The sequence below is a fragment of the Streptomyces sp. cf386 genome, from assembly GCF_900103585.1.
In the GTDB taxonomy this organism is placed as follows: Bacteria; Actinomycetota; Actinomycetes; order Streptomycetales; family Streptomycetaceae; genus Streptomyces.
This window is the reverse complement of the sequence record NZ_FNHV01000004.1, coordinates 315,448-340,314: the sequence shown is the minus strand read 5'-3', so window position 1 is coordinate 340,314 and position 24,867 is coordinate 315,448. Positions and strand designations below refer to the sequence as shown.

21 protein-coding genes and 1 riboswitch are annotated in these 24,867 nt (G+C 71.1%); of the genes, 8 read left to right on the top strand and 13 right to left on the bottom strand.

All coding sequences use genetic code 11. From position 1 onward, the window contains the following. Positions 1-106 precede the first annotated feature (106 nt). The 4 genes from BLU79_RS12680 to BLU79_RS12665 are packed head-to-tail and all read right to left on the bottom strand — an operon-like array spanning position 107 to position 5,217. Entirely contained in the window at positions 107-1,042 is a 936-nt protein-coding gene (locus tag BLU79_RS12680) for a S66 peptidase family protein (RefSeq protein WP_093905800.1), read from the bottom strand. Then, positions 1,039-3,069 (bottom strand): dipeptidyl-peptidase 5, encoded by a 2,031-nt coding sequence (locus BLU79_RS12675; RefSeq protein WP_256333278.1) that lies wholly within the window; start codon positions 3,067-3,069, stop codon positions 1,039-1,041. Before BLU79_RS12675 ends, BLU79_RS12680 begins: the two co-directional genes overlap by 4 nt. A 17-nt stretch (positions 3,070-3,086) precedes the next feature. Then, entirely contained in the window at positions 3,087-4,391 is a 1,305-nt protein-coding gene (locus tag BLU79_RS12670; RefSeq protein WP_093905798.1) for a M20/M25/M40 family metallo-hydrolase, read from the bottom strand. After that, positions 4,384-5,217, bottom strand: coding sequence for a M55 family metallopeptidase (locus BLU79_RS12665; protein ID WP_093905797.1), 834 nt, complete (start codon positions 5,215-5,217; stop codon positions 4,384-4,386). The genes BLU79_RS12670 and BLU79_RS12665 overlap by 8 nt, the downstream gene beginning before the upstream one ends. 194 nt (positions 5,218-5,411) lie before the next feature. On the opposite strand from BLU79_RS12665, the gene BLU79_RS12660 reads away from it, so the two are divergent. Continuing rightward, positions 5,412-6,839 carry a glutamate decarboxylase gene (locus BLU79_RS12660; RefSeq protein WP_371131848.1) on the top strand — a complete coding sequence of 476 codons (1,428 nt, stop codon included), beginning with the start codon at positions 5,412-5,414 and terminating at the stop codon, positions 6,837-6,839. 12 nt (positions 6,840-6,851) lie between these two features. Here the strand turns inward: BLU79_RS12660 and BLU79_RS12655 are convergent, their stop codons facing one another. Further along, the gene (locus BLU79_RS12655; RefSeq protein WP_093905796.1) at positions 6,852-8,093 is read right to left on the bottom strand and encodes a DUF418 domain-containing protein; all 1,242 of its coding nucleotides are present in this window, start codon (positions 8,091-8,093) and stop codon (positions 6,852-6,854) included. A gap of 175 nt (positions 8,094-8,268) precedes the next feature. Here BLU79_RS12655 and BLU79_RS12650 point away from each other — a divergent pair, with 175 nt between their 5' ends. Next, the gene (locus BLU79_RS12650) at positions 8,269-8,934 is read left to right on the top strand and encodes a response regulator (protein ID WP_093905795.1); all 666 of its coding nucleotides are present in this window, start codon (positions 8,269-8,271) and stop codon (positions 8,932-8,934) included. Next, entirely contained in the window at positions 8,931-10,046 is a 1,116-nt protein-coding gene (locus BLU79_RS12645; RefSeq protein ID WP_093905794.1) for a sensor histidine kinase, read from the top strand. The genes BLU79_RS12650 and BLU79_RS12645 overlap by 4 nt, the downstream gene beginning before the upstream one ends. 23 nt (positions 10,047-10,069) lie before the next feature. Here BLU79_RS12645 and BLU79_RS12640 read toward each other — a convergent pair whose 3' ends face one another. From BLU79_RS12640 to BLU79_RS12605, 8 genes are read right to left on the bottom strand one after another with little or no spacing between them, the layout of a single operon-like run. Beyond that, positions 10,070-10,429 (bottom strand): ArsR/SmtB family transcription factor, encoded by a 360-nt coding sequence (locus BLU79_RS12640; RefSeq protein WP_093905793.1) that lies wholly within the window; start codon positions 10,427-10,429, stop codon positions 10,070-10,072. Between the two features lie 18 nt (positions 10,430-10,447). Continuing rightward, the gene (locus tag BLU79_RS12635) at positions 10,448-11,191 is read right to left on the bottom strand and encodes an anti-sigma factor (protein ID WP_177000994.1); all 744 of its coding nucleotides are present in this window, start codon (positions 11,189-11,191) and stop codon (positions 10,448-10,450) included. Continuing rightward, complete coding sequence (locus BLU79_RS12630) at positions 11,188-11,772, bottom strand: sigma-70 family RNA polymerase sigma factor (protein WP_093905791.1); 585 nt, start codon at positions 11,770-11,772, stop codon at positions 11,188-11,190. The genes BLU79_RS12635 and BLU79_RS12630 overlap by 4 nt, the downstream gene beginning before the upstream one ends. A gap of 30 nt (positions 11,773-11,802) precedes the next feature. Continuing rightward, a complete protein-coding gene (sbnA, locus tag BLU79_RS12625; RefSeq protein ID WP_093905790.1) occupies positions 11,803-12,864 on the bottom strand; it encodes a 2,3-diaminopropionate biosynthesis protein SbnA in 1,062 nt (353 codons plus the stop codon). Between the two features lie 43 nt (positions 12,865-12,907). Beyond that, complete coding sequence (gene sbnB, locus BLU79_RS12620) at positions 12,908-13,978, bottom strand: 2,3-diaminopropionate biosynthesis protein SbnB (RefSeq protein WP_093905789.1); 1,071 nt, start codon at positions 13,976-13,978, stop codon at positions 12,908-12,910. Next, the gene (locus BLU79_RS12615; RefSeq protein WP_177000993.1) at positions 13,975-14,994 is read right to left on the bottom strand and encodes a TauD/TfdA family dioxygenase; all 1,020 of its coding nucleotides are present in this window, start codon (positions 14,992-14,994) and stop codon (positions 13,975-13,977) included. Before BLU79_RS12615 ends, sbnB begins: the two co-directional genes overlap by 4 nt. A gap of 26 nt (positions 14,995-15,020) precedes the next feature. Further along, entirely contained in the window at positions 15,021-17,582 is a 2,562-nt protein-coding gene (locus tag BLU79_RS12610) for a non-ribosomal peptide synthetase (RefSeq protein ID WP_093905787.1), read from the bottom strand. Next, the gene (locus tag BLU79_RS12605) at positions 17,569-20,196 is read right to left on the bottom strand and encodes a Pls/PosA family non-ribosomal peptide synthetase (RefSeq protein ID WP_093905786.1); all 2,628 of its coding nucleotides are present in this window, start codon (positions 20,194-20,196) and stop codon (positions 17,569-17,571) included. The genes BLU79_RS12610 and BLU79_RS12605 overlap by 14 nt, the downstream gene beginning before the upstream one ends. 187 nt (positions 20,197-20,383) lie before the next feature. Then, a riboswitch (cobalamin riboswitch) is annotated at positions 20,384-20,570 on the top strand. Positions 20,571-20,599: 29 nt separating this feature from the next. Between BLU79_RS12605 and BLU79_RS12600 the strand changes: the two genes are divergently transcribed. The 5 genes from BLU79_RS12600 to rox all read left to right on the top strand — a co-directional run bounded on the left by BLU79_RS12600 (position 20,600) and on the right by rox (position 24,796). Next, positions 20,600-21,301 carry an energy-coupling factor ABC transporter permease gene (locus BLU79_RS12600; RefSeq protein WP_093905785.1) on the top strand — a complete coding sequence of 234 codons (702 nt, stop codon included), beginning with the start codon at positions 20,600-20,602 and terminating at the stop codon, positions 21,299-21,301. Next, positions 21,298-21,669, top strand: coding sequence for an energy-coupling factor ABC transporter substrate-binding protein (locus BLU79_RS12595; protein WP_093905784.1), 372 nt, complete (start codon positions 21,298-21,300; stop codon positions 21,667-21,669). The genes BLU79_RS12600 and BLU79_RS12595 overlap by 4 nt, the downstream gene beginning before the upstream one ends. Before the next feature lie 6 nt (positions 21,670-21,675). Then, positions 21,676-22,425, top strand: a complete 750-nt coding sequence (gene cbiQ / locus BLU79_RS12590; protein WP_093905783.1) for a cobalt ECF transporter T component CbiQ — start codon at positions 21,676-21,678, stop codon at positions 22,423-22,425. Next, on the top strand, positions 22,422-23,261 hold the full coding sequence (locus BLU79_RS12585; protein WP_093905782.1) for an ATP-binding cassette domain-containing protein: 840 nt from the start codon (positions 22,422-22,424) through the stop codon (positions 23,259-23,261). Before cbiQ ends, BLU79_RS12585 begins: the two co-directional genes overlap by 4 nt. Before the next feature lie 107 nt (positions 23,262-23,368). Continuing rightward, positions 23,369-24,796, top strand: a complete 1,428-nt coding sequence (gene rox, locus BLU79_RS12580) for a rifampin monooxygenase (protein ID WP_093905781.1) — start codon at positions 23,369-23,371, stop codon at positions 24,794-24,796. Positions 24,797-24,867: the final 71 nt, after the last annotated feature.

Here is a 24,867-nt window from a genome sequence, read left to right as displayed (position 1 = left end):
GTAAGTACTGGCCGGTTGTCATGGTGTGACACGTGTCAGAAGAGGTCAATCGCCGGGAAGGAGGGTTTGTTGACGGGAATTCAGTGAATGGGTCCGCCACCACAGGTCAGCGCAGCGCGGGCTCGTCGAGGACCAACTGACCGGCATCGGCGTCGAGTTCGGCGCTCACCCCGAAGGGAACCGTCAGCGCCCCGTCACCGTGCCCGAAGCCGACCTCCTCCACGACCGGAACACCGAGGCCCCCGAGCCGGTCGACGAGCACCGCGCGCACGGCGTCGTACGGACCGCAGGCCGTCCAGGACCCGAGGGCGATCCCGGCGACACCGTCGAGCCATCCCGTGCGCAGGAGTTGGGTCAGCATCCGGTCGATGCGGTACGGCTGCTCGCCGACGTCCTCGATCAGGAGCAGTCCGCCCCGGGCACCGGCTCGGGCGTGCGGCGTGCCGAGATCGGAGGCGAGCATGCTCAAGCAGCCGCCGAGGGTGACTCCACGAGCCCGACCGGGAACCATGGCCCTGCCGTCGGCGGGGATCGCCCGGACCGTCTCCGGAGCGAAGAGCGTGGCCCTCAGGTGCTCCTGCGCCCGGGCGTTCTTGACGAAGTCGATCCCGGCCGCCGCCGGCCCGTGCAGGGTGACCAGGCCCAGCCGGGTGGCGAACGCCTGGTGCAGCACCGTGATGTCGCTGAAGCCGACGAACACCTTCGGCCCGGCCGCCCGCATCGCCTCCCAGTCGAGGAGGTCCACCATGCGCTGGGCCCCGTAGCCGCCCCGGGCGCACAGCACCGCGTGCACGGACGGATCGCACCAGGCGCGCTGGAGATCGGCGGCGCGGTCTGCGTCCGTGCCCGCGAGATAGTCCAACTCGCCGTTCCGGTCGAGCACATGGGGCGCCACGACCGGGTCGAGGTCCCAGCCGCGCAGCACATCGAGCCCGGCCTCCAGCCGCTCCTCGGGCACCGGCCCACTGGGCGCGACGACCGCCACGCGGGCGCCGGGGGCGAGTCGGGACGGCCGGACCAACGGCCTTACTGGCTGGGTCACTTGGCGAGCTCCAGCTTCGGGATTCCGGGCGGGTTGAGGCCGAACACCTGGGCGTACAGGGAGAGTTCGGACTCCAGGACGCGAATCAGGGTCTCCGCCCGCTTGAACCCGTGGCCCTCCCCCTCGAAGGCGATGTAGGCGTGCGGCACCCGGTGCCCCTCCAAGCGCGCCAGGAACCGCTCGCACTGCGCGGGCGGGCAGATCACGTCGTCCAGGCCCTGGAGCAGCAGGAAGGGCACGGTGAGGCGGTCGGCGTGCGCGGTGGGCGAGCGCTCCGCGTACCGTCCGGGAACCTCGGCGAGCGAAGCGAGATGGGGGTCCCCCCGCCCGGAGGGTGGGGGAGGGCCGACGAGGGTCTCCAGGTATCGGGACTCGAAGTCGTGGGTCTCGCCCGTGCCCCAGCCCTCCAGGTCGAGGATGGGGTAGACGATCGTGCCGCAGGCGTAGACGTCGGTCGTGGTGAGCGAGGCGGCCGCGGTCCAGCCGCCCGCGCTGCCGCCCCGGATGGCGAGCCGGGCGCGGTCGGCGGTGCCCTCGTCGGCGAGGGCGAGCGCGACGGCCGCGCAGTCCTCGACGTCGACCACGCCCCACTGCTCCCGCAGCCGGTTGCGGTACTCCCGCCCGTACCCGCTGGAGCCGCCGTAGTTGACCTCGGCGACACCGATGCCGCGCGAGGTGAAGTAGGCGATGGCCAGGTCGAGCACCAGGGGCGCCCGGTCGGTGGGGCCGCCGTGCGCCCAGACGACGTACGGCGGCGGTGTGTCGGCGGGGGCCATGCAGCCGGGGTTGTGGGGCGGGTAGATGTGCGCGTGGACGTCGTCTCCGGCGGGTCCGGTGAAGGTGCGGATCTGCGGCTCGGGGTAGTAGGCGGGGTCCACGGCGTCGTCGTGCGCGGCCCCGATCACCCGGGACCGGCCGGTCCGGGTGTCCAGCTCGACCACCTCGTACGCGCTGCGCGGACTGGCGCCGACGGACACGACCCTCCCCCACCCTTCGGGCGGGGGGACCCCCATCTCGCTTCGCTCGCCGCTCACCGCGAGCGTGGGCGCGAACTCGGTCCAGGGGCCGGCCGCGTCGACGATCTCGCCGGTCTCGGGGTCCAGTACCCCGAGGGCGGTCGAGCCACGTCCGTGCACGACGGCGACGAGCCCGCTCTCCAACGGGGCGAACCAGCGCAGGCCGAGCTTCCAGAGCGGTCCGCCGAACTCCTCCTCGCGCGGGCAGAGGGGTTCGTCGTCGCGGTAGAGGTTCCACCAGCCGCCGCGGTCGCTGACGTACAGCAGCCGGCCGTCGGCCGCCCAGTCGACCTGGGCGATCGACTCCTCAGGGCCGCCGACGACGGTCCGCGGTCCGCCGAGCGCGCCATCGGCGCCGACGTCGGCGACCAGCAGCTCCGTGCCGTCCCACGGCATGCGCGGATGATCCCAGGCGAGCCACGCCGCGCGCCGCCCGTCGGGGGAGAGCCGCGCTCCGGTGACGAACCGGTGCCGGTCGTCGGTGAGTTCGCGTACGGCGTCCCGGTCCTCGGCAGCGGAGCCGTCCAGCGGGACGGCGGCCAGGACGCGCCGCACATCGGTGGGCCCCTCCCCCGTGAACTCCTCCAGCACGCACCACACTTCACCGAGTCCGAGCCGCAACTGCGGCTCCACCCACCGCAGTCCACCGCCCACGACGGAGAGCGGAGTGAGGGGACGCGGCTCACCGCCCTCCTCGTACCGGTAGAGCCGCTGGTCGGCGAAGTTGACGAAGACGACGAGCGGCCGGCCGTCGACCACCGTGCCCGCCCAGGGCTGGCCGCCGTACTCGACGACCCGGCTGCGCACGTTCCACGGTGCGGCCAGCACCGACTCCTCGCTCCCGTCGGCCCGCCGCCGCACCAGCGTGCGCCGCCCGCCCTCCGTGGGCCGCGGCTCGGTCCACCAGGCCTCGTCGCCGACGAAGCCCACGTACTCGGGGCGTCCCTCGTGCGCGGCGGCGAGGGCCGCGTCGATGGGCGAGGGCCAGGAACCGTACGCCAGCGTCCGCACTGTCTCCCCCAACTCCCCTAGGCCGCGCGCAGAAAACGGTCGAGAACGCGGACGCCGAACTGCAGCGCCTCGACCGGCACGCGCTCGTCGACGCCGTGGAACATGGCCCCGTAGTCGTAGCCCTCCGGCAGCCGCAGCGGCGAGAAGCCGTACCCGGTGATGCCGAGCCGCGAGAACTGCTTGGCGTCCGTGCCGCCGGGCATGCAGTACGGCACGACGTGCCCCTCGGGCGCGAACTCCTCGACGGCGGCGCGCATACGGGCGTATGTCGGCGAGTCCAGGGGCGACTGGAGGGCCACCTCGTGATGGTGGAACTCCCACTCCACGTCCGGCCCGGTCAGCTCGTCGATCGTCGCACGGAACTCGTCCTCGAAGCCGGGGAGATACCGGCCGTCGACGTACGCCACGGCCTCCCCGGGGATCACGTTGACCTTGTAACCGGCGTCCAGCATGGTCGGGTTGGCGCCGTTGCGGACGGTCGCCTCGACAAGCCCGGCCGCCGGGCCGAGCTTCTGGAGCAGTCCGTCCACGTCGTCCAGGTCGGCGTCGAGGCCGTACAGCGCGGCGAGTTCGGTGAGGGCGGCGCGGACCGTCGGGGTGAGCCGCAGCGGCCACTCGTGGGCGCCGATCCGGGTGATGGCCGCGGCGAGGCGGGTCACCGCGTTCTGCCGGTTGGGCCGGGAGCCGTGCGCGGCCCGCCCGCGTGCCGTGAGCTTGAGCCAGCCGGTGCCGCGCTCCCCTGCCGCGAGGGGGTAGAGCTGCCGCCCGCTGCCGTCGTGGACGGTGAACGCGCCGGACTCGCCGATGCCCTCGGTGCAGCCCTCGAGCAGCCCGGCGTGCCGGTCCGCGAGGAACCCGGAGCCGTCCTCGGCGCTGGCCTCCTCGTCGGCGGTGAACGCGATCACGATGTCGCGTCGCGGCCGTAGACCCTCGCGGGCCCAGGCCCGGACGACGGCGAGGATCATCGCGTCCATGTTCTTCATGTCGACCGCGCCCCGCCCCCACACGACCCCGTCGCGGATCTCCCCGGAGAAGGGGTGCACGCTCCACTCGTCGGCCTGCGCGGGCACCACGTCCAGATGACCGTGGACCAGCAGCGCGTCCGCCGACGGGTCGGTGCCCTCGATGCGGGCGACGACGTTCGTACGGCCCTTGGTGCGCTCCAGCAGGGTGGGCTCAAGGCCGGCCTCGGCCAGCCGCGCGGCGGCGTACTCGGCGGCGGGGCGTTCCTGGCAGTCGCCGCCACCCCGGTTGGTCGTGTCGATGCGGATCAGGTCGGACGTGAACGTCACGACCTCCTCCAGTGCCTGCCCGTCAGCCATACTGCTCCTCCACCGCGGCCGAGACGATCGTGGTGACCGCCTTGAAGGTACGGATTCCCTCGTACATGCGCTCGCTGGTGTACGCCACCTTTCGCTCACCGATCCGTTCGACGCCGGGTACGACGGTGGCGGCCATCGCGAGATGCTCGGCGTCGAACTCGACGGCAACGGTGAACGGCCCCTCGCCGACCGGCTCCTGACGGACCGCCAGCCCGGCCGCCTCCTTGGCCGCAGCGCGGATGTCGGCGGCGGTCCTGGCCGGCGTACGGCACACGGCGGCGTACCGCGAGACATGGTCCTTGACGGCGACCTTCAGCGCCTCGGGCGCGTACCCGAGCGCGTCCTCGCAGGCCAGGTCGTCCCCGGTGACGAGCACGACGGGCACGCCGTACTCGGCGACGACGTGCGCGTTGAGCAGGCCCTCGCTCGCCCGTACGTCGTTCAGCCACACCCCCGTGATCTGGTTCGCGAGGTAGGTGTGGGCGAGGACACCCTCCATGCCGGCGCCCGCGTGATACCCCACGAAGGCGATGCCGTCCACGTCCCCGTGCTGCACGCCCTCGACCATGGAGAGCGCCTTGTGCCGTCCGGTGAGCATCTCGGCCCGCTCGTCGAGCCGCTCGAGCAGCAGATTGCGCATGCTCCAGTGGGCCTCATTGATGACGACGGCGTCGGCGCCCCCGTCGAAGAAGCCGAGCACGGCGGCGTTGACGTCCGAGGTGAACATCCCCCGGCACCGCTCCCACTGAGGCGTCCCCGGCAGCACGTCGCCCGGCCAGGTCACGCCGGTGGCGCCCTCCATGTCGGCGCTGATGAGGATCTTCATGCTGCTTCACGTTACGCGTCGGCGAGGGAACTTCCCATGCAGGGCTGTCGGTGTCCGAGCGCCTGGCGGCCGGACCAGGAGCCCGGTGACCCCAATGGTGCGACAACAGCCAGTATGCACAAGGGAAAATCCAGCTCATCAGTCCGCAAACCGATCACCGGATCGGTGTAATCGGCACAGATGGCGAGCCGTCCGTGGATCTAGCGTCGAAGTGCACGGGGTCACACAGACCAGGAAGGCATCCACGTACTCATGTCCATCCCGCAAACCGACGCCCTGCCCGAGACCGAGTTCGAGCCCCTCCCCCCTTCGCCCCACCTCGGCCACCGACCCACCGACCCACCGACGCCCTTGTACTGCCGGTCGACGAACTGCCCGAGTCGGCGTCGCCGCCGGAACTGGTCAGCCGCCGGGTGCGTGACGAGCTGATGCTCGACGGCAATGCGCGGCTCAACCTCGCCACGTTCGTGACGACGTGGATGGAGCCGCAGGCTCAGCAGCTGATGGCGGAGACCGCGGACAAGAACCTCGCGGACCGCGCCGAGTATCCGCAGATCACGGCGATGGAGGAGCGCTGCGTGCGGATGCTGGCCCGCCTCTGGCACGCGCCGCACCCGGACCAGGTCCGCGGCTGCTCCACCACGGGATCCAGCGAGGCGGCCATGCTCGGCGGGCTCGCGCTCAAGCGCCGCTGGCAGGACCGCCGGCGCTCCCGGGGCAAGGACACCGCCCGCCCGAACATCGTCATGGGCGCGAACGTCCAGGTCTGCTGGAAGAAGTTCGCGAACTATTTCGAGGTGGAGCCCCGTTTCGTCCCGATGGAACCGGGCCGTTACCACCTCACGCCCGACACCCTCACCGCCCACTGCGACGACAACACGATCGGTGTGGTGACCGTCCTCGGGTCCACGTTCGACGGCTCCTACGAGCCCGTCGCCGACATCTGCATGGCGCTGGACGGGTACCAGGCCGCCACCGGCACCGACATCCCCGTCCATGTCGACGGCGCGTCCGGCGCCATGGTGGCCCCGTTCCTCGACCCGGGTCTCATGTGGGACTTCCAGCTCGAACGCGTCGCCTCCATCAACACCTCGGGGCACAAGTTCGGGCATGTCTTCCCCGGCCTCGGCTGGGCCCTGTGGCGCAATGCCGAGGCCCTCCCCGACGACCTGGTCTTCGAGGTCGACTACCTCGGCGGCCGCTCCCCCAGCTTCACCCTCAACTTCTCCCGCCCGGGCGCGCACGTCGTCGCCCAGTACTACAGCTTCCTCAGGTACGGCTTCGAGGGGCTGCGCAACCTGGCGGCCCAGAACCGCACCACGGCCCGCGTACTCGCCACCCGTATCCAGGCCATCGCCCCCTACGAGCTGGTCACGGACGGCTCCGAACTCCCGGCGTTCGCCTTCCGCCTGGCACCCGGCACACGGGGCTTCACGGTCTTCGACATCTCCCAGGCGATGCGGGCCCGCGGCTGGCACCTGCCCGCCTACGCCTTCCCCGCTCCCTGCCAGGACATCTCCGTCCTGCGCCTGGTGGTACGCACCGGATTCACCGCCGAGCTCGCGGCGATGTTCCTCGCCGACCTGACCGAAGTCACCAAGCAGCTCCACACCACGCACTGAACCGCCCACGCGTCACCTGATGTGGCGGGCCGGCCGGGTCGCGGTGTGCAGGAGGTACTCCAGCGGGCCCCGGCGGAACAGGCGGGTCCAGACCATGGCGAACACCATGGCTCCCGCGATGTAGGCGGACAGCACCAGCAGAGCGGGCGGTGAGCCGTCGCTCTCGCCGAAGACGCGGATGGCGACGATGTGCAGTACGTAGGTGCTGAGCGCCACCATGCCCACCGCGGCTACGGGTCGCAGCAGGCGCGTGACGCGTGGCGCTCGGTAGGCGACGGTGACACACGCTGCCACGACGACGAGGGCGACACCCGTGTTGCCGAGGATGGAGAAGGTCGTCTGGCTGTGTGGCGCGGCCACCAGCAGCCACTCCGGCGGGGTGCTGTCCTCTATTTGGCCGACGGTGTCGGACCACCAGGCGGAGGACGCCGAACCGCCGTCCGTGGCGTCGGCGATGACGGTGCCGGCCTGCGGGACGAGGTGCAGGGCCAGCCAGGAGCCGCCGTAGCCGACCACGGCGAGCGCGCCGCCGGTCAGCGCGAGGCGGGTGCGGACCTTGGCGTCGGTGAGGTCGAGCCGGGCCAGCGCCATACCGGCGATCATGAATGATGCCCAGGTGAGGACCGGGTACTCGCCGGTGAACAGGAGTTCCATGAATCCGTCCGAGTCGGTGAACCGGGCGAGCGGGTCCCAGGCGATGACCGTGTCCGACCAGCTTCCTTCGTAGATCGACTGCTGTATGACGTACAGGACCTGGGGCAGGATCAGGGCTCCTACGGCGGCGATCACCGCGAGCGTCGTGGCCCGCAGCCGGTACAGCGGGAGCACGGCGAGAAAGACCAGCCCGTAGAAGGCGAGGATGACCTCGACCGAGGTGTCCAGGGCGGTCAGGGCGAAGCCCAGCGCCATCAGGACGATGGCGCGGATGACGACCCGGCCGGCCGCCTGCCGCCCGTCGCGCCCGGTCCGCGGGGACGGGCGGCCGGTGATGATGACGAGGGTGAACCCGGCGAGCACGGCGAACAGGGCGGCGGAGCGGCCACGTGCCAGCTCCAGCAGGAAGCCCACCGGCCCGCCCACCGACGGATCGGGGCCGACATGGGCGGCGTACATACCGAGGACGGCGACTCCACGAGCGAGGTCGATGCCGATCAGTCGTACCGTCGACGGTGTCGGGGCGGGGAGGGCGGGAGAACCGATCCCCAGGGTGGGTGTCACCGTCGACGGTACGGCCGAGCATGTGTTGCCGCTCATGGAATTCACGATCCGCAGCGAACGTGCCGCTTACCACCCGTCGGCCGTCCGGAGCCACCCCGCCGACCGGCGGTACTTTTCCCGCCAGGTAGCGGTAATCGGCACAAAGTAACCTGAAAGCCGCGCGGGAGGGGCGTGGGAATCCGGCGTTGGTCCGACGACGGGTGGAGCACAGGTGATCCGGGTACTGGTGGTCGACGACGAGGCCCTGATCCGTACGGGCTTCCAGCACATTCTGAACAGCGCGGACGACATCGAGGTCGTGGCTGCTGTCCCCGGCGGACAGGCCGTGCGCGCGGCGCGGCAGTCCCGTCCGGATGTGGTGCTGCTCGACATCCGCATGCCTGACGTGGACGGTCTCACCGTCCTGGCCGATCTGCTTCGGCTGCCGGATCCACCGGTGGTGGCCATGCTCACGACGTTCGACATGGACGAGTACGTGGCGGCGGCGTTGCGTTCGGGGGCCGCCGGTTTCCTGCTCAAGGACACCGATCCCCAGCAGTTGCCGTATCTGGTGCGCACACTGGCCGACGGCGGTGTCGTGCTGTCGTCCACGGTCACCCGCACCGTCGTGGACGGCTATCTGGACCACAGCCACGAGGAACCCGCCGTCCGCGCTGTCGCCCGGCTGACCGAGCGTGAGCGCGCCGTCCTCGTCCTCATCGCCGAGGGACTGACCAATACCGACATCGGCCGGCGGATGCACCTGAGCACAGGCACTGTCAAGGATCATGTGAGCACCGTCCTCGGCAAGCTGGAGGTGGGCAGCCGGGTCCAAGCCGCCCTGCTCGCCGAACGCGCGGGTCTGCTCAGGCAGCCGGGACACCAGGAGGGCGGATGAGACCACGCCGCCTGCCCCCTGTGCTGTTCGACCTCGCTCTGGTCGGAGTGTCGCTGCTGGACGTCTGGGTCAATGTGCAAGGCGACGAACGGCCGGCCCTGGCCTGTGCCCTGCTCGGCGCCTTCGTGCTCATGCTGCGCCGCCGGCTGCCGCTGACGACCTTTGTCCTCACCCTGCCCAGCGTCCTGGTCACCGACGCGGTGTTCTCCACCCTGGCCGCGCTGTACACACTGGCCTCCCTCACCCGCCACCGCGTCCTGCTGGGTGTCTGCGCCGCCACCTTCGCCCTCTGCCACATCACCGTCTGGTCCTGGCCGTCACCGGAGTTCGCCGATCTCCCGGACACCTCTTCCACCCTCATCGCCGTCAGCTACAGCCTGGCGGAAGCGGTCGCACCCGTCTTCCTGGGCCAGCTCGCCCAGGCCCGACGTGAGCTGTCGCTGCGGCTGGCCGAGATCTCCAAGGGGCGCGAGCGTGAGGAGCTGCTGATCACGCAGACGGTCCTGGCCAAGGAACGCGCGCAGCTCGCCCGGGAGATGCACGACGTGGTCTCCCACCAGGTCAGCCTGATCGCCGTACAGGCCGGGGCGCTGCAGATGCGCAGCGGTGACGCGGAGGTCCGGGAGACGGCGTCCGCGATCCGGCGGCTCAGTGTGCACACCCTCGACGAGCTGCGGCACATGGTGAGCGTACTGCGCGCCTCAGGGAGCCGTCCGACGGAGCTGACCCCGCAGCCGTCCCTTGCCGATCTGCGACGGCTGGTGGTCGGCAGCGGCCTCGACGCCGAGTTGAACACCGACCTGCCCGACGGACTGGCGCCGCCCCTGCAGCGTGCCGTCTACCGCACGGTGCAGGAGGCGCTGACCAACGTGCGCAAACACGCGCCAGGGGCCAGGACGACGATCCGCGTCCGGCACGAGGACGGCACCGTGCACGCCACCGTCACCAACACCGCTCCCACCCGGCCCCCGCTGCCGCTGCCCGGCTCCCGCCACGGCCTCGTCGGACTGCGCCAGCGCGCCGAGCTCCTCGGTGGCACCATCACCTCCGGACCCACGGCCGACGGCGGCTACGAAGTCCACCTCGAACTCCCGGTCGACGGCGCATCCTGACCGGTGGCACCCCCTACAGCGCCTCAGTCGTGCGGAGCCTGCCCGCTCACCCGGTGGTCCGCGTGGCTGAGCGCTTCCACGACCAGGCGCCGCAGATGCCCGTCGCCGAGGCGGTAGTAGATGTGCCGTCCCTCGCGACGGGTGTCCACGAGCCCGGCGAGCCGCAGCTTCGCCAGATGCTGGCTGACCGCTGTGCGCGACGCGTCGCACTGCTCGGCGAGCGAACCGACGTCCGCCTCGTCCTGCGCGAGCAGCCACAGCAGGTGCAGCCGGGTGACGTCCGAGAGCATCGCGAACACCCCGGTCGCCTCGGCGAGCCGTGCGCCGTCCGGGGCACGCAGATGCGCACCGGCTGCAGGTGATACGGCATGGCGCTCTGGCATGAGGTCAGCCTAGAGCCATCAGGAAGTGGGGAGGGGCCAGGTGGCGAGAGGATCGGTGGTGGGTCGGACGGAGCCCGCGCTCGGTTCGACGGTGATGGCAAGCGCGTCGGCGGTGTCCGGCGGGGGAAGGGCCACGGCCTGACGGCCGGCTTTGGCGGGGAGGAGCCCGGCGGAGCGGACTTCGTCCCCGGGGTCGGCCCACCACAACTGGTAGGTCTTGCCCGAGGGCAGGCTGGCCAGGTCCTCGCAGAAGTAGACGGCCTGGTTCAGCTGCCGTGAGACCGCGAGGGTGCCGGAGCCGCCGTAGTCCACCTGCTTCTTGACGAACGTGGTGTCGGGGGCCGTGAGGAGCTGGGCGAGGTCCGCGGAGTGGCTCTCCGCCTCCTGGCGGGCCTCCCGCGCCTCCTGGTGCTGCCAGGCCGCCAGACCGCCGAGCACGGCTGCCGCGGCCACACTGGCGGCCAGCGCGAGGTGCAGCAGGGGTGGCCTGCGTCGGCCGCGGCGCCGATCCGCCTGACCGGGGAGCGTCGCCGGGAACTGGGGGGTCCGGGCCACCTCGGCGAGGACACGTTCCTTCAGACGGGGCGGCGGGGTGCGGGCTGCCGCGAGGGCGAGCCAGGCCACGGCCTCCTGCTGGCGGGTGGTCTCGTGGGCGCAGTCGGGGCAGTCGTCGATGTGTCGCCGGAACGCCTCCCGCTCCTCGCGGGTGAGGGCGTCCGCAGCGTAGGCCCCCGCGAGGTCGTGTGGGTCGGCTGTGTTCACGGCGGAGCTCCCAGGCAATGCCGCAGGTGGGTGAGTGCCCTGCGCAGACGGCTCTTGACGGTGCCGAGCGGCAGGGACAGCGCCGCTGCGATCTCCGTATGGGTCAGGCCCTGGTAGTAGGCGAGCACGACCGGTTGCCGTAGCTCGGCATTGAGGTCCTTCAGGCACGAGCGGACCTCTTCGCGTTCCCCGAGCGCCTCCACCGTCTCCACGACCTCGTCGAAGGCGAGAGTCGACTCGTGCTCGGAGACGGCACGCTCACGTTCGGCGGACCTGTGCAGAGTGCGCACGATGTCCACGGCTCGATGGTGAGCGATGGTCATCATCCAGGTGATGGCGTGCCCGCTCTCGGGCCGGTAGCGGGGGGCACACTGCCAGACCTCGAGCATCACCTCCTGGGTGACCTCCTCGGCGCGCGCGGGGTCCCGCAGCACCCGGCAAGCGATTCCGTAGATCGGACCGGCGACCGCGTCGTACAAAAGGTCGAAGGCGTCCTGGCTGCCGGCAGCGACGGACACCAACAGTCGATCGGTCTCGGATGTACCGATGTGCCGGGCCCCAGGGCCCTGCGGCTTCGCCACACCCTCTCCCTGTGTGTCTGCCCCGAGTCGTCATGCTGGGTTCACCCACCCATCTCCAGTGTCCGGGGCCCAGCCGTCGTCCGCATCCCGCAGGGATGTGGAGCGGGCCGCCCGCGAGCCGACGGCGGCCATGCCGCCGGAGCGGAGCACGTTCTCGCCGTAGAGGCCCTGTACCCAATTGGCCTGGTAGACGGTCTCCAGGTAGCGCTCGCCCAGGTCAGGGGCGATGGCCACCGCGGTCAGGCCGTCCGAGTCGTGCGCGGCCAGCCAGTGCGCCGCGCCGCTGACGACGGTGCCGGTGGAGCCGCCGAAGAGGAAGCCGCGTCGGGCAAGGCGGTGGCAGGCGCGGATGGTGTCCGCCTCCTCGACGTGCACCGCCTCGTCGACGTAGGACTCGTCGAGCAGGGGAGGGCTGACGCTCATGCCCAGGCCGGGCAGCATGCGGCGTCCTGAGGTACCGCCGAAGGTCACCGAGCCGACGCTGTCCACCGCGACGATGCGGACCGGCCGGTGCCACTGCCGGAAGTAGCGGGCGCAGCCCATCAGGGTCCCGGTGGTACCGGCCCCGACGAACAACACGTCCAGTGCCGGGAACGAGCGGGCGATCGCCGGTGCCGTCCTGCGGTAGTGCGCTCTCCAGTTGCCCGGGTTGGTGTACTGGCTGAGCCACACGTACCGGTCGTCGAGGGCGGCCAGCGCGCGGATGTAGTCGAGCCGCGCACGGAGGAAGCCGCCGTGGGCGCTCGGCTCGGTGACCACGTGCACCTGGGCGCCCAGGGCCTCCATCACCAACCTGGTCGACAGGTTGCAGCGGGAGTCCGTCACGCACAGGAACCGGTAGCCCTTGCTCGCCGCGATCATGCTGAGTGCCACGCCCATGTTTCCCGACGAGGACTCGAGCAGGACCGACTGCGGGGTCAGGACGCCCACCATCTCGGCGGCCTCCACCATCTCGGTCGCGGGCTTCAGCTTGATCGAACCGGCGAAGTTGAAGCCCTCGCACTTCAGGAAGAGCTTGCGGCCCAGGATCGATTGGAGGTCGACGTAGAGATCCTCCTCGTTGAAGGTGTAGGGAGCGGATATGACTGACACGATGGCCTCCGCGGATAGAAGAAGCGGCCGGGCCGGATGGTGTTCATCCGTACCTGCGCAGTTCATGGAAGAAGCCGTCGACGACGTGCAGCTCACCGGAGTCGGCCACCTCGTCGTAGACGTATTTGCCGACGGCCAGATCGAGCACCCCTAGGCCGAAGGGCGAGAAGACGACCGTCCGGTCCGCCGAGGGCGTCACGCTCCCGGCCATCACGTCCGCCAGCGTCCCGGTCAGGAAGTCGCGGTTGCCCGTGAGCCGTTCGGCCAGGTGAACCGAGGTGTCCGCCCGCAGACAGTGCTCGGCGTCGTCGACGATGTTGTCCGAGGCGAGCACGATCTCCGGAGCCAGGTCGCGCAGCGACACATGCAGCACGAGCGGACGGTGTGCGAACCACGACGGATCGTAGACATGCGGCCGGCCGGCGACCGTCGCGAAGACGATCAGGTCGCACCGGCGGATCAGCTCCTCGGGGCTGTCGTGCACGACGATCCAGCCGGTGGCGCCGGACTGCTCCAGGTAGCAGCGGAAACCGGCCGCGCTGTCGGCGGACACGTCGTGCACGTCGATGGCGTCGAACGACCAGCCGGTGCCGGCCAGGAAGGTGTGGATGTAGCGGGCGATCAGGCCCGTCCCGATGAAGCCGACACGCGTCGGGCGCTGCCGGCCTCGGCTGAGCCGGTCCGCCGCCAGTGCCGCCGACGCCGCCGTCCTGGTGGCGCTGATGATCGAGGCTTCCATGCAGGCGAACGGGTAGCCGGAGCGGCGGTCGTTGAGGATGAGCACCGCCGAGGCCCTCGGGACACCGGCCGCCACGTTCTGCGGGAAGCTGGAGATCCACTTCAGGCCGTCCACCCCTGCCTCCCCGCCGATCGAGGCGGGCAGGGCGATGATCCGGGACGACGGGCGGTCGGGGAAGCGCAGGAAGTAGGACGGCGGGTTCACCGAGTAGCCGGCACTGTGCAGCCGGTAGGTCTCCTCGACCAGGTCCACGATCTGCTTCTCGCGCCCCTGCAGCGCTTGCTGAACCTGGTCGCCGGACACGACCGCGAACGGCGGCACGGTGACCGGACCGGACGGTGCGGACTCCCAAGGGGTGGAAGGGGTGACGGTCATTCGTTGATCACCTCCACGGTCGGCGAGCAGTCGGCCAGGCGCACCGTGTCCGTCATCGCGACGAGCACCTCGCGCGGCCCCTCGTACGGCTCCCTGCTGTGCGCGGTGCGGACGTTGTCGACGAGCATCAGGTCGCCGGCCTGCCACGGCTCGCGCACGGTGTGGGACTGGTAGACCTCGTTCAGCAGCTGCACGGTGTCCTCGCCGATCGGTGCGCCGTCCCCGTAGCGGGTGTTGAACGGCAGGCCGTCCGGGCCGTAGAGGTCCACCAGGTACTCGCGTATCTCGGGGTCCAGCGTCCACTCGTTGAGGAACGCGATCTGGTTGAACCAGCAGCGCCGGCCGGTGCCGGGGTGCCGCACCACGGCGCTGCGGCGCTGCCGGGTCCGCAGTCCCCCGTCGGGCTGCCACTCGAAGGCGATCGCGTTCGCGTGGCAGTAGCTCTCGATCGCGCCGCGGTCCTCGGTGCCGAAGGCGTCGGCGAAGGACGCCCCGATCTCCTCGTTGTAGGTGCGGGTGAGCAGCCAGCCCTCCCTCAGGAACCGCGCCACGAGATCGGTGGGCAGCGCGCTCAGCACGGTGGGCGCGTCGGCCAGCGCGGTCGCCCCGCCGGCGGCGGGGGCACCCAGGCAGGCGAACAGCATCAGGCCGGGGAACTCCAGGCGGTAGCTCAGTTCGTGGTGCATGCACATCGGCTGGTTCGGCGGCCACTTCGACGAGGAGTACACGCCGTCGGAGTAGGTCTGCCGGGATGCGAAAGCCTCCTTCTCGGTCATCGGACCGCCGGCCCCGGCCAGTTGCCGGAAGACGGCAGCGGTCTCGGCCCGGTCGCGCGCCCCGAGGCCGCGGACCAGGACCGAGCCGTGCTCGGCGACGACGGCGCGGAGAGCTTCCCGGTGCTCGGCCGCCCAACTCGCCGCGTCGCCGATGGAGCCGGTGTGCAGGATCGGGGGCTTGCCGGGCTGCAGGTCGACAGCGGGCAGCGTCAGGGGATACGAGGACGGGGACGACGGCATAGCGGCCATCTCCTTTCGATTGCGGTTCAGGAGGAAGCCGGTGGTCCGGTGGTGTGCAGCACGGCGTGCCGTGGCTCGGCCCCGCGGTCGACCACGCGGGCCAGGTCGGCCAGGACCGGGTGGCGGGTGAGGTCCGCGATGTCCACCGCGCGGTCCAGGGCGATCGCGAGCCGCACCGCCGCGAGGGAGGTGCCGCCCCGGTCGAAGAAGTGGTCATTGCGGCGGACCTGGTGCTCCGGGATGCCGAGCACCTGGGCCCATACGGCGGCCAGCCGCCGCTCGGTCGGCGTGCGCGGCGCGTCGCGGTCCGCCCCGACGGTGTCGGGCTCGGTGCCGTCGGTTACGGCGTCGGGGGCCGGGGCGCCGAGCCGTGCGGCGAGCGCGGTCAGCGCCTTCCTGTCGACCTTGCCGTTGGCGGTCACCGGCAGGCTCTCCTGCCAGTGGAACTCGGACGGGACCATGTACGCGGGCAGCGACCGGCCCAGCCGGTCCCTGAGGGCGCCGTCCTCCAGCGTGTCCCGACCGGAGCAGAAGGCCACCAGGCGCCCGCCCTGGCCAGCCCCGTCGACGGCCACCACCGCCCCGTCGCGGACCCCGGGTGCCCGCAGCAAGGCGCTCTCGACCTCGCCGATCTCGATCCGGAAGCCGCGGATCTTGACCTGGGTGTCCTGGCGCCCGAGGAACTCCAGCTTGCCCCCGGGCATCCAGCGGCCGTAGTCGCCGCCCCGGTAGAGCCGTCGGCCCGCGTGGTGCGGATCCGCCATGAAGGCCTGCCGGGTGCGCTCGGGGTCGTTGACGTAGCCGCGGCCCACGCAGACCCCGGAGAAGACGATCGCACCGGGGGCGCCGAGCGGCACGGGTGAGAGGTGTTCGTCGACGACGTAGATGTGCACGTTACTGATGGGGGCGCCGAGCGGGATCCGTGCGCTGTCCGGTGCCCGGTCCATCACCTCGTGGTTGGTGTCGTCCGAGGTCTCGGTCAGCCCGTACGCGTTGACCAGCCTGATACCGGGCTGGGCCGCGAACCAGCGCTGCACCAGCTCCTTCTTCAGCGCCTCACCGGTGACCGACACGCAGCGCAGGTCCGGCAGGGCGCGCGGGTGCCGCTCCAGGTAGGACACGACGGCGTCGAGGTACGACGGCACGACTTGGAGCACGTTGACGCGGCCGAGGGCGATCGTGTCGACGAACCGCGGGACGTCCAGGATCGCGTCCTGTTCCACGAGCAGGGTCCGCCCGTCGGTCAGCAGCGCGGAAGCCAGTTGCCACAGCGAGATGTCGAAGCACTGGGGGGCGGTCTGGGCGACCACCTGCCCCTCGCCGATCCCCAGGTCGTCGATCTTGGCGTAGAGGTGGTTGAGCAGGCCCGCGTGCTCGCACATGGCTCCCTTGGGCTCGCCGGTGGAGCCGGATGTGAAGTAGACGTAGGCGAGCTGGTCCGGCGCGACGCCGACACCGAGGTCGGAGTCCGGGTGACCCTCGGAGTAGGCCGCGTCGACGGAGAGCGCCCGGACCGCGGGCAGCGCGTCGAGGGCCCGGTCGAGCATCGCCGTGCTGCCCGGCTCGGTCAGCACGAGCCCGCATTCGGCACGGGAGAGCATGGTCGCGATGCGGTCGGCCGGGAAGTGCGGCTCGACGGGCAGGTACACCCCACCGGCCTTGAAGATCGCGAGGACGGCGGCGGCCCAGTCCAGGTTCCGCTCGGTCACCACCGCGACGACGCCTTCGCGGCCGAGCCCGCGCGCCAGCAGGGCCCGCCCCAGCCGGTTGGCCCGCGCGTTGAGTTCCCGGTAGGTCCACCGCTGGTCGCCGCGTACGGCCGCCAACGCGTCCGGGTGCGCCCTGACGCGTTCTTCGAACAGCTCGTGGAAGCGGCGGTCGGGCAGCTCCCGGCGGGGTCCGGCGAGTCCGTCGAGCTGGAAGCGGCGCTCCTCGGCGGAGAGCAGGCTCTGTCGGCCGTGCGCGGCGTCCGGATCGGCGGCGATCAGCGTGAGCGCGGTGAGGTGGTAGCCCACGATCCGCGCGGCGCTGTCCGCGTCGAGCGCGTCGGTCCGGTACCGCAGCCGCACCGTGCGCGGATCGCCGGGGCGCGGGACCTCCACCCGCAGCACGGCGTCGGGCGCGAGTTCGCCACCGGCGCCGATCGGGTCGAACACGGCCTCGGACGACGGTCCGGGCAGGCCCAGCTCACGTCGGAGACCGTCGACGGGGAAGTCCTTGTGCCGCAGCAGTTCCGACTCGGCCCGGTGGGTGTGGAGCACCAGCGCCCGCCACGAGTCGGGTTCGGCGGTCAGCCGGCAGGGCAGCGGCCTCGCGGTCGGCGCGGCGACGTAACCGGTCGTGACGTCGTTCTCGCCGGACAGAGCGGCCAGCACCTTGGCGTGCGCGGCCAGCAGCACCGAGCGGAGGGGTACCGCGAGATCGTCCGCCAGGCGGTGCAGCGCGTCCACCAGCTCCTCGGGAAGCTTCGCCTCGTGCTCGGCGACGCGGGTCCCCGGGTCGAGGGTCCAGCGCGGAACCGTGGTGAGGCCACCGGCGGTGAGCACACCCCGCCAGAACTCCCGGCCGGCCGCGTCAGGCGTGGTCATGGCCGCCATGGGAGCTGCCTCCCCTCGTCCTCGCCGCCTCGCCGTGCGAGCGGAGATCCTCGCCGTGCGGGGGCATCGGCCTCGCCGGATTCCCGCCCCACCACGCCTCCTGCGGGACCACCTCTCCCTTCATCAGGAAGGAGTCGGGGCCGAGCACCGCACCGTCGCCCAGCGTCACGCCGTAGTGGACGAAGGCACCGACCCCGAGGGTGCAGTCGGAGCCGATCGCGCTCCGGTCGGACTTGAAGGCGCCGTCCTCCTGCGAGTGGCACTGGATCACGCTCCCCGCGTTGAGCGTGCAGCGGTCTCCGATGGCGGCCATGGCCCGTTCCGTCAGAAAGCAGCCGTCGTCGAAGACCATGCGGCCGATCCGCACCCCCAGCAGCCGCCAGATCACGTTCTTGAACGGGGTGCCGTTGAAGATCTTCAGGTACGTCTCCGACGGCACCTTCCAGTAGCGCTCACGCCGCCAGAAGCCCAGGGTGTAGATCGAGCAGAGCATCGGCCTCAGGGGACGGACCGCTGTGACGAAGCGTTCGATCAGCACGAAGAACGCGAGGGTGAACACCACGCCCAGGAGGTCGGCCAGCACGATCCCCGACACACCGAGCGGCCCGTACAGCTCCGCGGCTCCTGAGACGAGCAGGGCGAGAGCGAAGGCGTAGATCCAGCGCGTCAGCAGGTACCACCCCATGGTGCCGGCGTTGTGCCTGTTCTTGGCGGGGAGGGCGCGCCGCAGTTCCTCACCGCTCTTGAGCCGGTCGAACCGGCTGTCCCGCAGGACCGAGCGGGGAATCTCGAAGCTGGGCGACCCCAGCAGCCCGACGCCCTCGCGGACCTCCCCGTCGACCGGCACCATGACCTTCGTCGCGAGGAGGCAATTGTCACCGGTCCTGCCCAGTGTGGGATACGCGATCCTGTTTCCGAGGAAGTTGCGCGAGCCGATCGACACCCGGGACACCCGGAACGCGGTGCTGGAGAAGTCGGCATTCATCATCGACAGGCCGTCCGCGACCATCGTCCCGCGTCCGACGGTGCTCAGGTACGGCGTCTCGTGCTTCATCACCGTGCCGAAGTTCGACCCGGTCTGCTGGACGCGGGAGAGGTCGTACCCGAGGCCCCGCAGGTAGTGGACGATGGCGGAGCTGTCGCCGAACAGGCGCTTGAGGAACTTCCAGTTGGTCAGCAGCGCGATCGTCCGGTGCACCCCGAAGTGGAAGCCGTACAGACAGTAGGTCCTGCCCGGGGTGATGGTCCGGGCGAGCAGTCGGGGAACGGTGGTCAGGACGAGGAGACCGGCGGGAATGACGCCGAAGACGAACACGAAGGACATGACCAGGACTTCGAGGTAGTACATCCCGTCGGTGAAGACGGCGGGCCCCGGCTCCAGGGCCGTGCTGAACTGCGGGACCGCGGCGAGCAGCACGGCCACGCCGCCCACCGTCATCGGCACGTACACGACCAGCGCGACCAGCAGCTGCAGAACGCTGTGGACCGCCCTGCGCACTCCACCGCACCGGGCCTCCCCCGCCACCTGGTAGTCCACGTCGGACGGCTGTGCCGGGGACCCGTGCCAGTGCTCGCCGGCGGGCACTGTCTGCCCACGGTGCAGCGAGGAGGCATGGCCGAGCTGGGCGCCGTCGCCCATCGACGTGTCGATGTCGAGCACCGTGGCCTCGCTGACCAGCACGTTCCTGCCGAGGGTGACCGGGCCCGTCTGGATCAGTCCGGCGTGTGCCCGGTAGCAGGAGATGAGGGAGTCCTTGCGGATGACCGTGCCGGCGCCGATCGTGAGCAGGTCCGTGCACACGGGCACGCTCCGGGAGAGGACCAGGGCGCCGCGCCCGACCTTCGCGCCCAGTGCCCTGAGGTAGAGCAGATAGAGCGGCGAGCCGCTGAACAGCGCCAGTGGATCCGCCCGAACCATGGTCTTGACGATCCAGAAGCGGACGTACGCAAGGCTCCAGACCGGGATGTGCTGCGACTTCCACCGGCCGACGAGGGTCCACTTCACGAGGATGGGAAGGACACACAGGACCAGGAAGGCCACACCGCCGAACAGGACCGACCGCAGGTACACATCGAGCACACCCGATCCGGCGGAGATCCACTCGTAGCCTCGGGCGGTGCCGAAGGCGAGGACGTAGGTGTATCCCAGGAAGGCCAGGAACTGCAGCGCACCGCACAGGACGTACTGCCGCCTGCCCGCCGGGGGCCGAGCCGGCACCGGAGCCGGGGCCGACGGCTCCGGTGCCGAGGCCACATCCGCCGGCTCCGCCCAGGGCACGGGCGGGGCCTCCGCGAGCGCTGTCGCCAGGCTCCTGATGGTCGGGTGCCGATAGACGTCCTTCATCGACACCGACGGCAGATCCGCACGTTTCCTGACGCGTGCGCAGAAGTGCGCCATCACCAGCGAGTCGGCGCCCAGTTCGGTGAAGAAGTTTCCGTCGACCGGCACTCGCTCGGTCCGCACGACCGCGGCCAGCACGGCGGCGAGGGCTCTCTCGATCGCGGCCGGTTCTCTGTGCCCGTCCGGGAGAGCCGAGGCTTCCTCCGGGGCGAAAGGCAATGTTTCCACGGACTTGTGCACCACGTTGTGGCCAGAACCACTCATGCTCTTGATTCGGCACCGAGAGGCGGACAGATCTCCATATTCGGAACTTCTTGCACGCCTTCCGCGCTCGGTGACCCGGTGCGTACATACAGTTGCGGCCCGGGGGGCTTGGCCTGAGCGGCCGTGGGGCGCGCGAACGCCACTTTCACGCCCCCGAGGCGCGCTTGTCAGCCACCCTGTGCGGGCACTACTGTCACCACGCCTTGGTGAACGGGAAATCCGGTGTGATGCCGGTGCGGCCCTCGCCACTGTGAATCGGGAAGTCCGGCTCCGGCCCTCACGGGCAGCCACTGGGTCCTTCGGGACCCGGGAAGGCGGAGCACGGGCGGTGTCACCCGTAAGCCAGGAGACCGGCCAAGGCACGTCAACCATCCACGAGGTGCTGGAGAGGGTCTGCTGAGCCATGCACATAGCCGAGGGTTTCCTCCCACCGGCGCACGCGGTCGCCTGGGGCGTCGCGTCCGCTCCGTTCGTAGTCCACGGAGTTCGGTCACTCACCCGTGAGGTCAGGGAGCACCCCGAGAGCACCCTGCTCCTCGGCGCCTCCGGGGCCTTCACGTTCGTCCTGTCCGCGCTGAAGCTGCCCTCCGTGACCGGCAGCTGCTCGCACCCCACCGGCACCGGCCTGGGCGCCATCCTGTTCCGGCCACCGATCATGGCGGTCCTGGGCACCATCACCCTGCTCTTCCAGGCACTACTGCTCGCCCATGGCGGCCTGACCACACTCGGCGCCAACGTCTTCTCCATGGCGATCGTGGGCCCCTGGGCCGGATACGCGATCTACAAACTGCTACGGCGCTACGACGTGCCGCTGATGGTCGCCGTCTTCTTCGGCGCGTTCGTCGCCGACCTGTCCACCTACTGCGTCACCAGCGTCCAGCTGGCCCTCGCGTTCCCCGACCCGAGCAGCGGATTCCTGGGCGCGCTCGGCAAGTTCGGCTCCATCTTCGCCGTCACCCAGATCCCGCTCGCGGTCAGCGAAGGCCTGCTCACCGTGCTCGTGATGCGACTGCTGGTGCAGTCCAGCAAGGGCGAACTGACCCGGCTGGGCGTGCTCCTCGCCAAGAAGCAGTCGCAGACCGAGACGGAGGCGGTGGCCCGATGAGCAAGAACACGAAGATCAACGTCCTGCTGCTGCTCGTCGTGGCCGCGCTCGCCGTGCTGCCGCTGGCGCTCGGCCTCGGCGACCACAAGGAGGAGCCGTTCACCGGCTCCGACGGTGAGGCGGAGACGGCCATCACCGAGATCAAGCCGGACTACGAGCCCTGGTTCTCGCCGCTGTACGAGCCGCCGTCCGGTGAGATCGAGTCGGCCCTGTTCTCCCTCCAGGCGGCGCTCGGAGCCGGTGTCCTCGCCTACTACTTCGGCCTGCACCGGGGACGGCGGCAGGGCGAGCAGCGGGCACTGGCCCAGCAGCACACCGACGGCACGGCAGGTAGCACTGCCGAGGAGTCCACGGCCGAAAGGGCCTGATCTTTCGTGCTGCCGATCGACGCGGCGGCGCACAGCAGTCGCTGGCGCCGCCGACACCCCGTGGACAAGGCCGTGCTCGGGCTCGGCCTGACCGTGCTCGCCATCTCGCTGCCGCCGTGGCCGGGGGCCGCCCTGGTCCTGGTCACCGCCCTCGCGGTCCTGCTGGGACCGGCGGGCGTGCCCGCGCGGCGGCTGTGGCGTGCGTACCGCGTGCCGTTGGGCTTCTGTGTGACCGGCGCGCTCACGCTGGTCGTCCAGGTCGGCGGGCCCGAGGGCTTCGTGTCCCTCGCCGACGACGGTGGGCTGCGCGCCGGGGAGCTGCTGCTGCGCACCTCGGCCGCGTCTCTCGGGGTGCTGCTGTTCGCCTTCACCACCCCGATGTCCGACCTGCTGCCCCGCCTGGTGAAGGCCGGGGTGCCGGCGCCCGTCGTGGACGTCGCCCTGGTGACGTACCGCATGAGCTTTCTGCTGCTGGACTCCGTGCGCCGCATCCGGGAGGCCCAGGCCGCCCGGCTCGGGCACACCAACCGGGCCGCGGAGTGGCGTTCGCTGTCCGGGCTCGGCGCCACCGCCTTCGTGCGGGCCTTCGACCGGGCCACCCGGCTGCAGGCCGGGCTCGCCGGGCGCGGCTACGACGGCACCCTGCGTGTCCTGGTGCCCGAGGCCCGTGTCTCCGTCCGCTTCACGGCCGCGAGCTGCGCCCTCCTCGCGACGCTGGCCGCACTCACCCTCGTACTGGAAAGGGCCCTGCCATGAGCGAGCCCACCGCACTGGTCGCCCTGCGGGGCGCGTCCTACGCCTACGAGGACGGACCCCTCGTCCTCAGCGACCTCGACTTCGACGTGCACGAAGGGCGGGCGCTGGCGCTGCTCGGCCGCAACGGCACCGGCAAGACCACGCTGATGCGGCTGCTCAGCGGCGGGCTCAGGCCGCACGACGGCCGGCTGACGGTGGAGGGTGCGCCGGTCACGTACGACCGCAAGGGGCTGACCCGGTTGCGGACGACCGTGCAGCTGGTGGTGCAGGACCCCGACGACCAGCTCTTCGCCGCGTCCGTCGGCCAGGACGTCTCCTTCGGCCCGTTGAACCTCGGCCTGTCCGACACCGAGGTTCGGGCGCGGGTCGACGAGGCCCTGGCCGCACTGGACATCACGCCGCTGGCCGACCGGCCCACGCACCTGCTGTCGTACGGCCAGCGCAAGCGCACGGCCATCGCCGGTGCCGTCGCCATGCGGCCCCGCGTGCTGATCCTGGACGAGCCGACCGCCGGGCTCGACCCCGACGGGCAGGAACGCCTGCTCGCCACCCTCGACGGGCTGCGCGCGTCCGGCACCACGGTGGTGATGGCCACCCATGACGTGGACCTGGCCCTGCGCTGGGCCGACGAGGCGGCGCTCCTCACCCCGTCCGGCGTACGCACCGGCCCCGCGGTCGAGATGCTGTCCCGCACGGAACTCCTGCGGCAGGCGGGGCTGCGCTTGCCGTGGGGCATCGCGGCGGCCCAACTGCTGCGCGCACAGGGGCTGTTGGACGATACGGCACCCGGTCCACGCGACGCGGAGGAACTGGCGGCGCTGGCCGCAAAAGAATAGGGCGAGGAGGTCAACTCCTCGCCACTCTCAACGTATAGCGCACCGGGGGCCTTGCGGCAAGACCCCCCTCGTCCCGCAGAATCTCCAGCCGAAGACAGGGGGTTCTGATGATCGACGTGATCGTCGCCGGTGGCGGACCGACCGGACTGATGCTGGCGTGCGAGCTGCGGCTGCACGGCGTGCGGGTGGTCGTACTGGAGAAGGACGCGGAGCCGACCAAGGTGGTCCGCGCGCTCGGCCTGCATGTGCGCAGCATCGAGGTGATGGAGCAGCGCGGTCTGCTGGATCGGTTTCTCGCGCACGGGCAGCAGTTCTCGGTCGGCGGCTTCTTCGCCGGCATCGACAAGGGGTGGCCCGACCAGCTGGACACCGCGCATTCATACGTCCTCGGCATCCCTCAACCCACCGTCGATCGTCTCCTGGCGGAGCGCGCCGCCGAACTCGGTGCCGAGGTCCGGCGCGGCTGCGAGCTGGTCGGGCTCAGCCAGGACGACGACGGGGTGACCGCCGAGCTGGCCGACGGCACGCATCTGCGCTCGCGCTACCTCGTCGGCTGCGACGGCGGCCGCAGCAGGGTGCGGAAACTGCTCGGCGTCGGCTTCCCCGGTGAGCCCAGCAGGGTCGAGACGCTGTTGGGCGAGGTGGAGGTGGCCGCGGCGCCGGAGACGGTGGCCGCCGTGGTGGCCGAAGTCCGGCAGACCCAGAAGCGGTTCGGTGTCGTGCCCTTCGGGGAGGGGGTGTTCCGCGTCGTCGTGCCCGCCGAGGGAGTGGCCGAGGACCGCACGGTCCCGCCGACCCTGGAGGAGCTGAAGCAACAGCTGCGGCGGATCGCCGGCACCGACTTCGGCGTGCACTCACCGCGCTGGCTGTCCCGCTTCGGCGACGCCACCCGGCAGGCCGAGCGCTACCGGACCGGCCGCGTGCTGCTGGCCGGCGACGCGGCGCACATCCATCCGCCGACCGGCGGGCAGGGCCTCAACCTCGGCCTCCAGGACGCGTTCAACCTGGGGTGGAAACTGGCCGCAGAGGTGAACGGCTGGGCATCGGAGGGGCTCCTCGACAGCTTCCACACCGAACGGCACCCGGTGGCTGCCGACGTACTCGACAACACCCGCGCGCAGATTCAGCTGATGTCCACCGAGCCGGGCCCCCAGGCCGTGCGCCGGCTGGTGTCGGAGCTGATGGACATCGACGAGGTGAACCGCTATCTGATCGAGAAGATCACCGCGATCGGGGTCCGCTACGACTTCGGTGAAGGGCATGAACTGCTCGGCCGGCGGCTGCGGGACGTGGAGCTCAAGCGCGGGCGCCTCTACGGCCTGATGCACGGCGGCCGCGGACTTCTGCTCGACCAGACCGGCAGGCTCTCGGTGGCGGGCTGGGCGGATCGGGTCGACCACGTCGTCGACGTCAGCGAGGAGCTGGACGTGCCCGCGGTGCTGCTGCGGCCGGACGGCCATGTGGCGTGGGTCGGTGAGGACCAGCAGGACCTGCTTCGCCGGCTGCCCGAGTGGTTCGGCGCCGCGGCCGGCTGAGCGCGCGGTGGTGGCACGGCCGCGGTGGCGGGCACATGGGTGGACGCGTCCCGCTGGGCACATGGGTGATA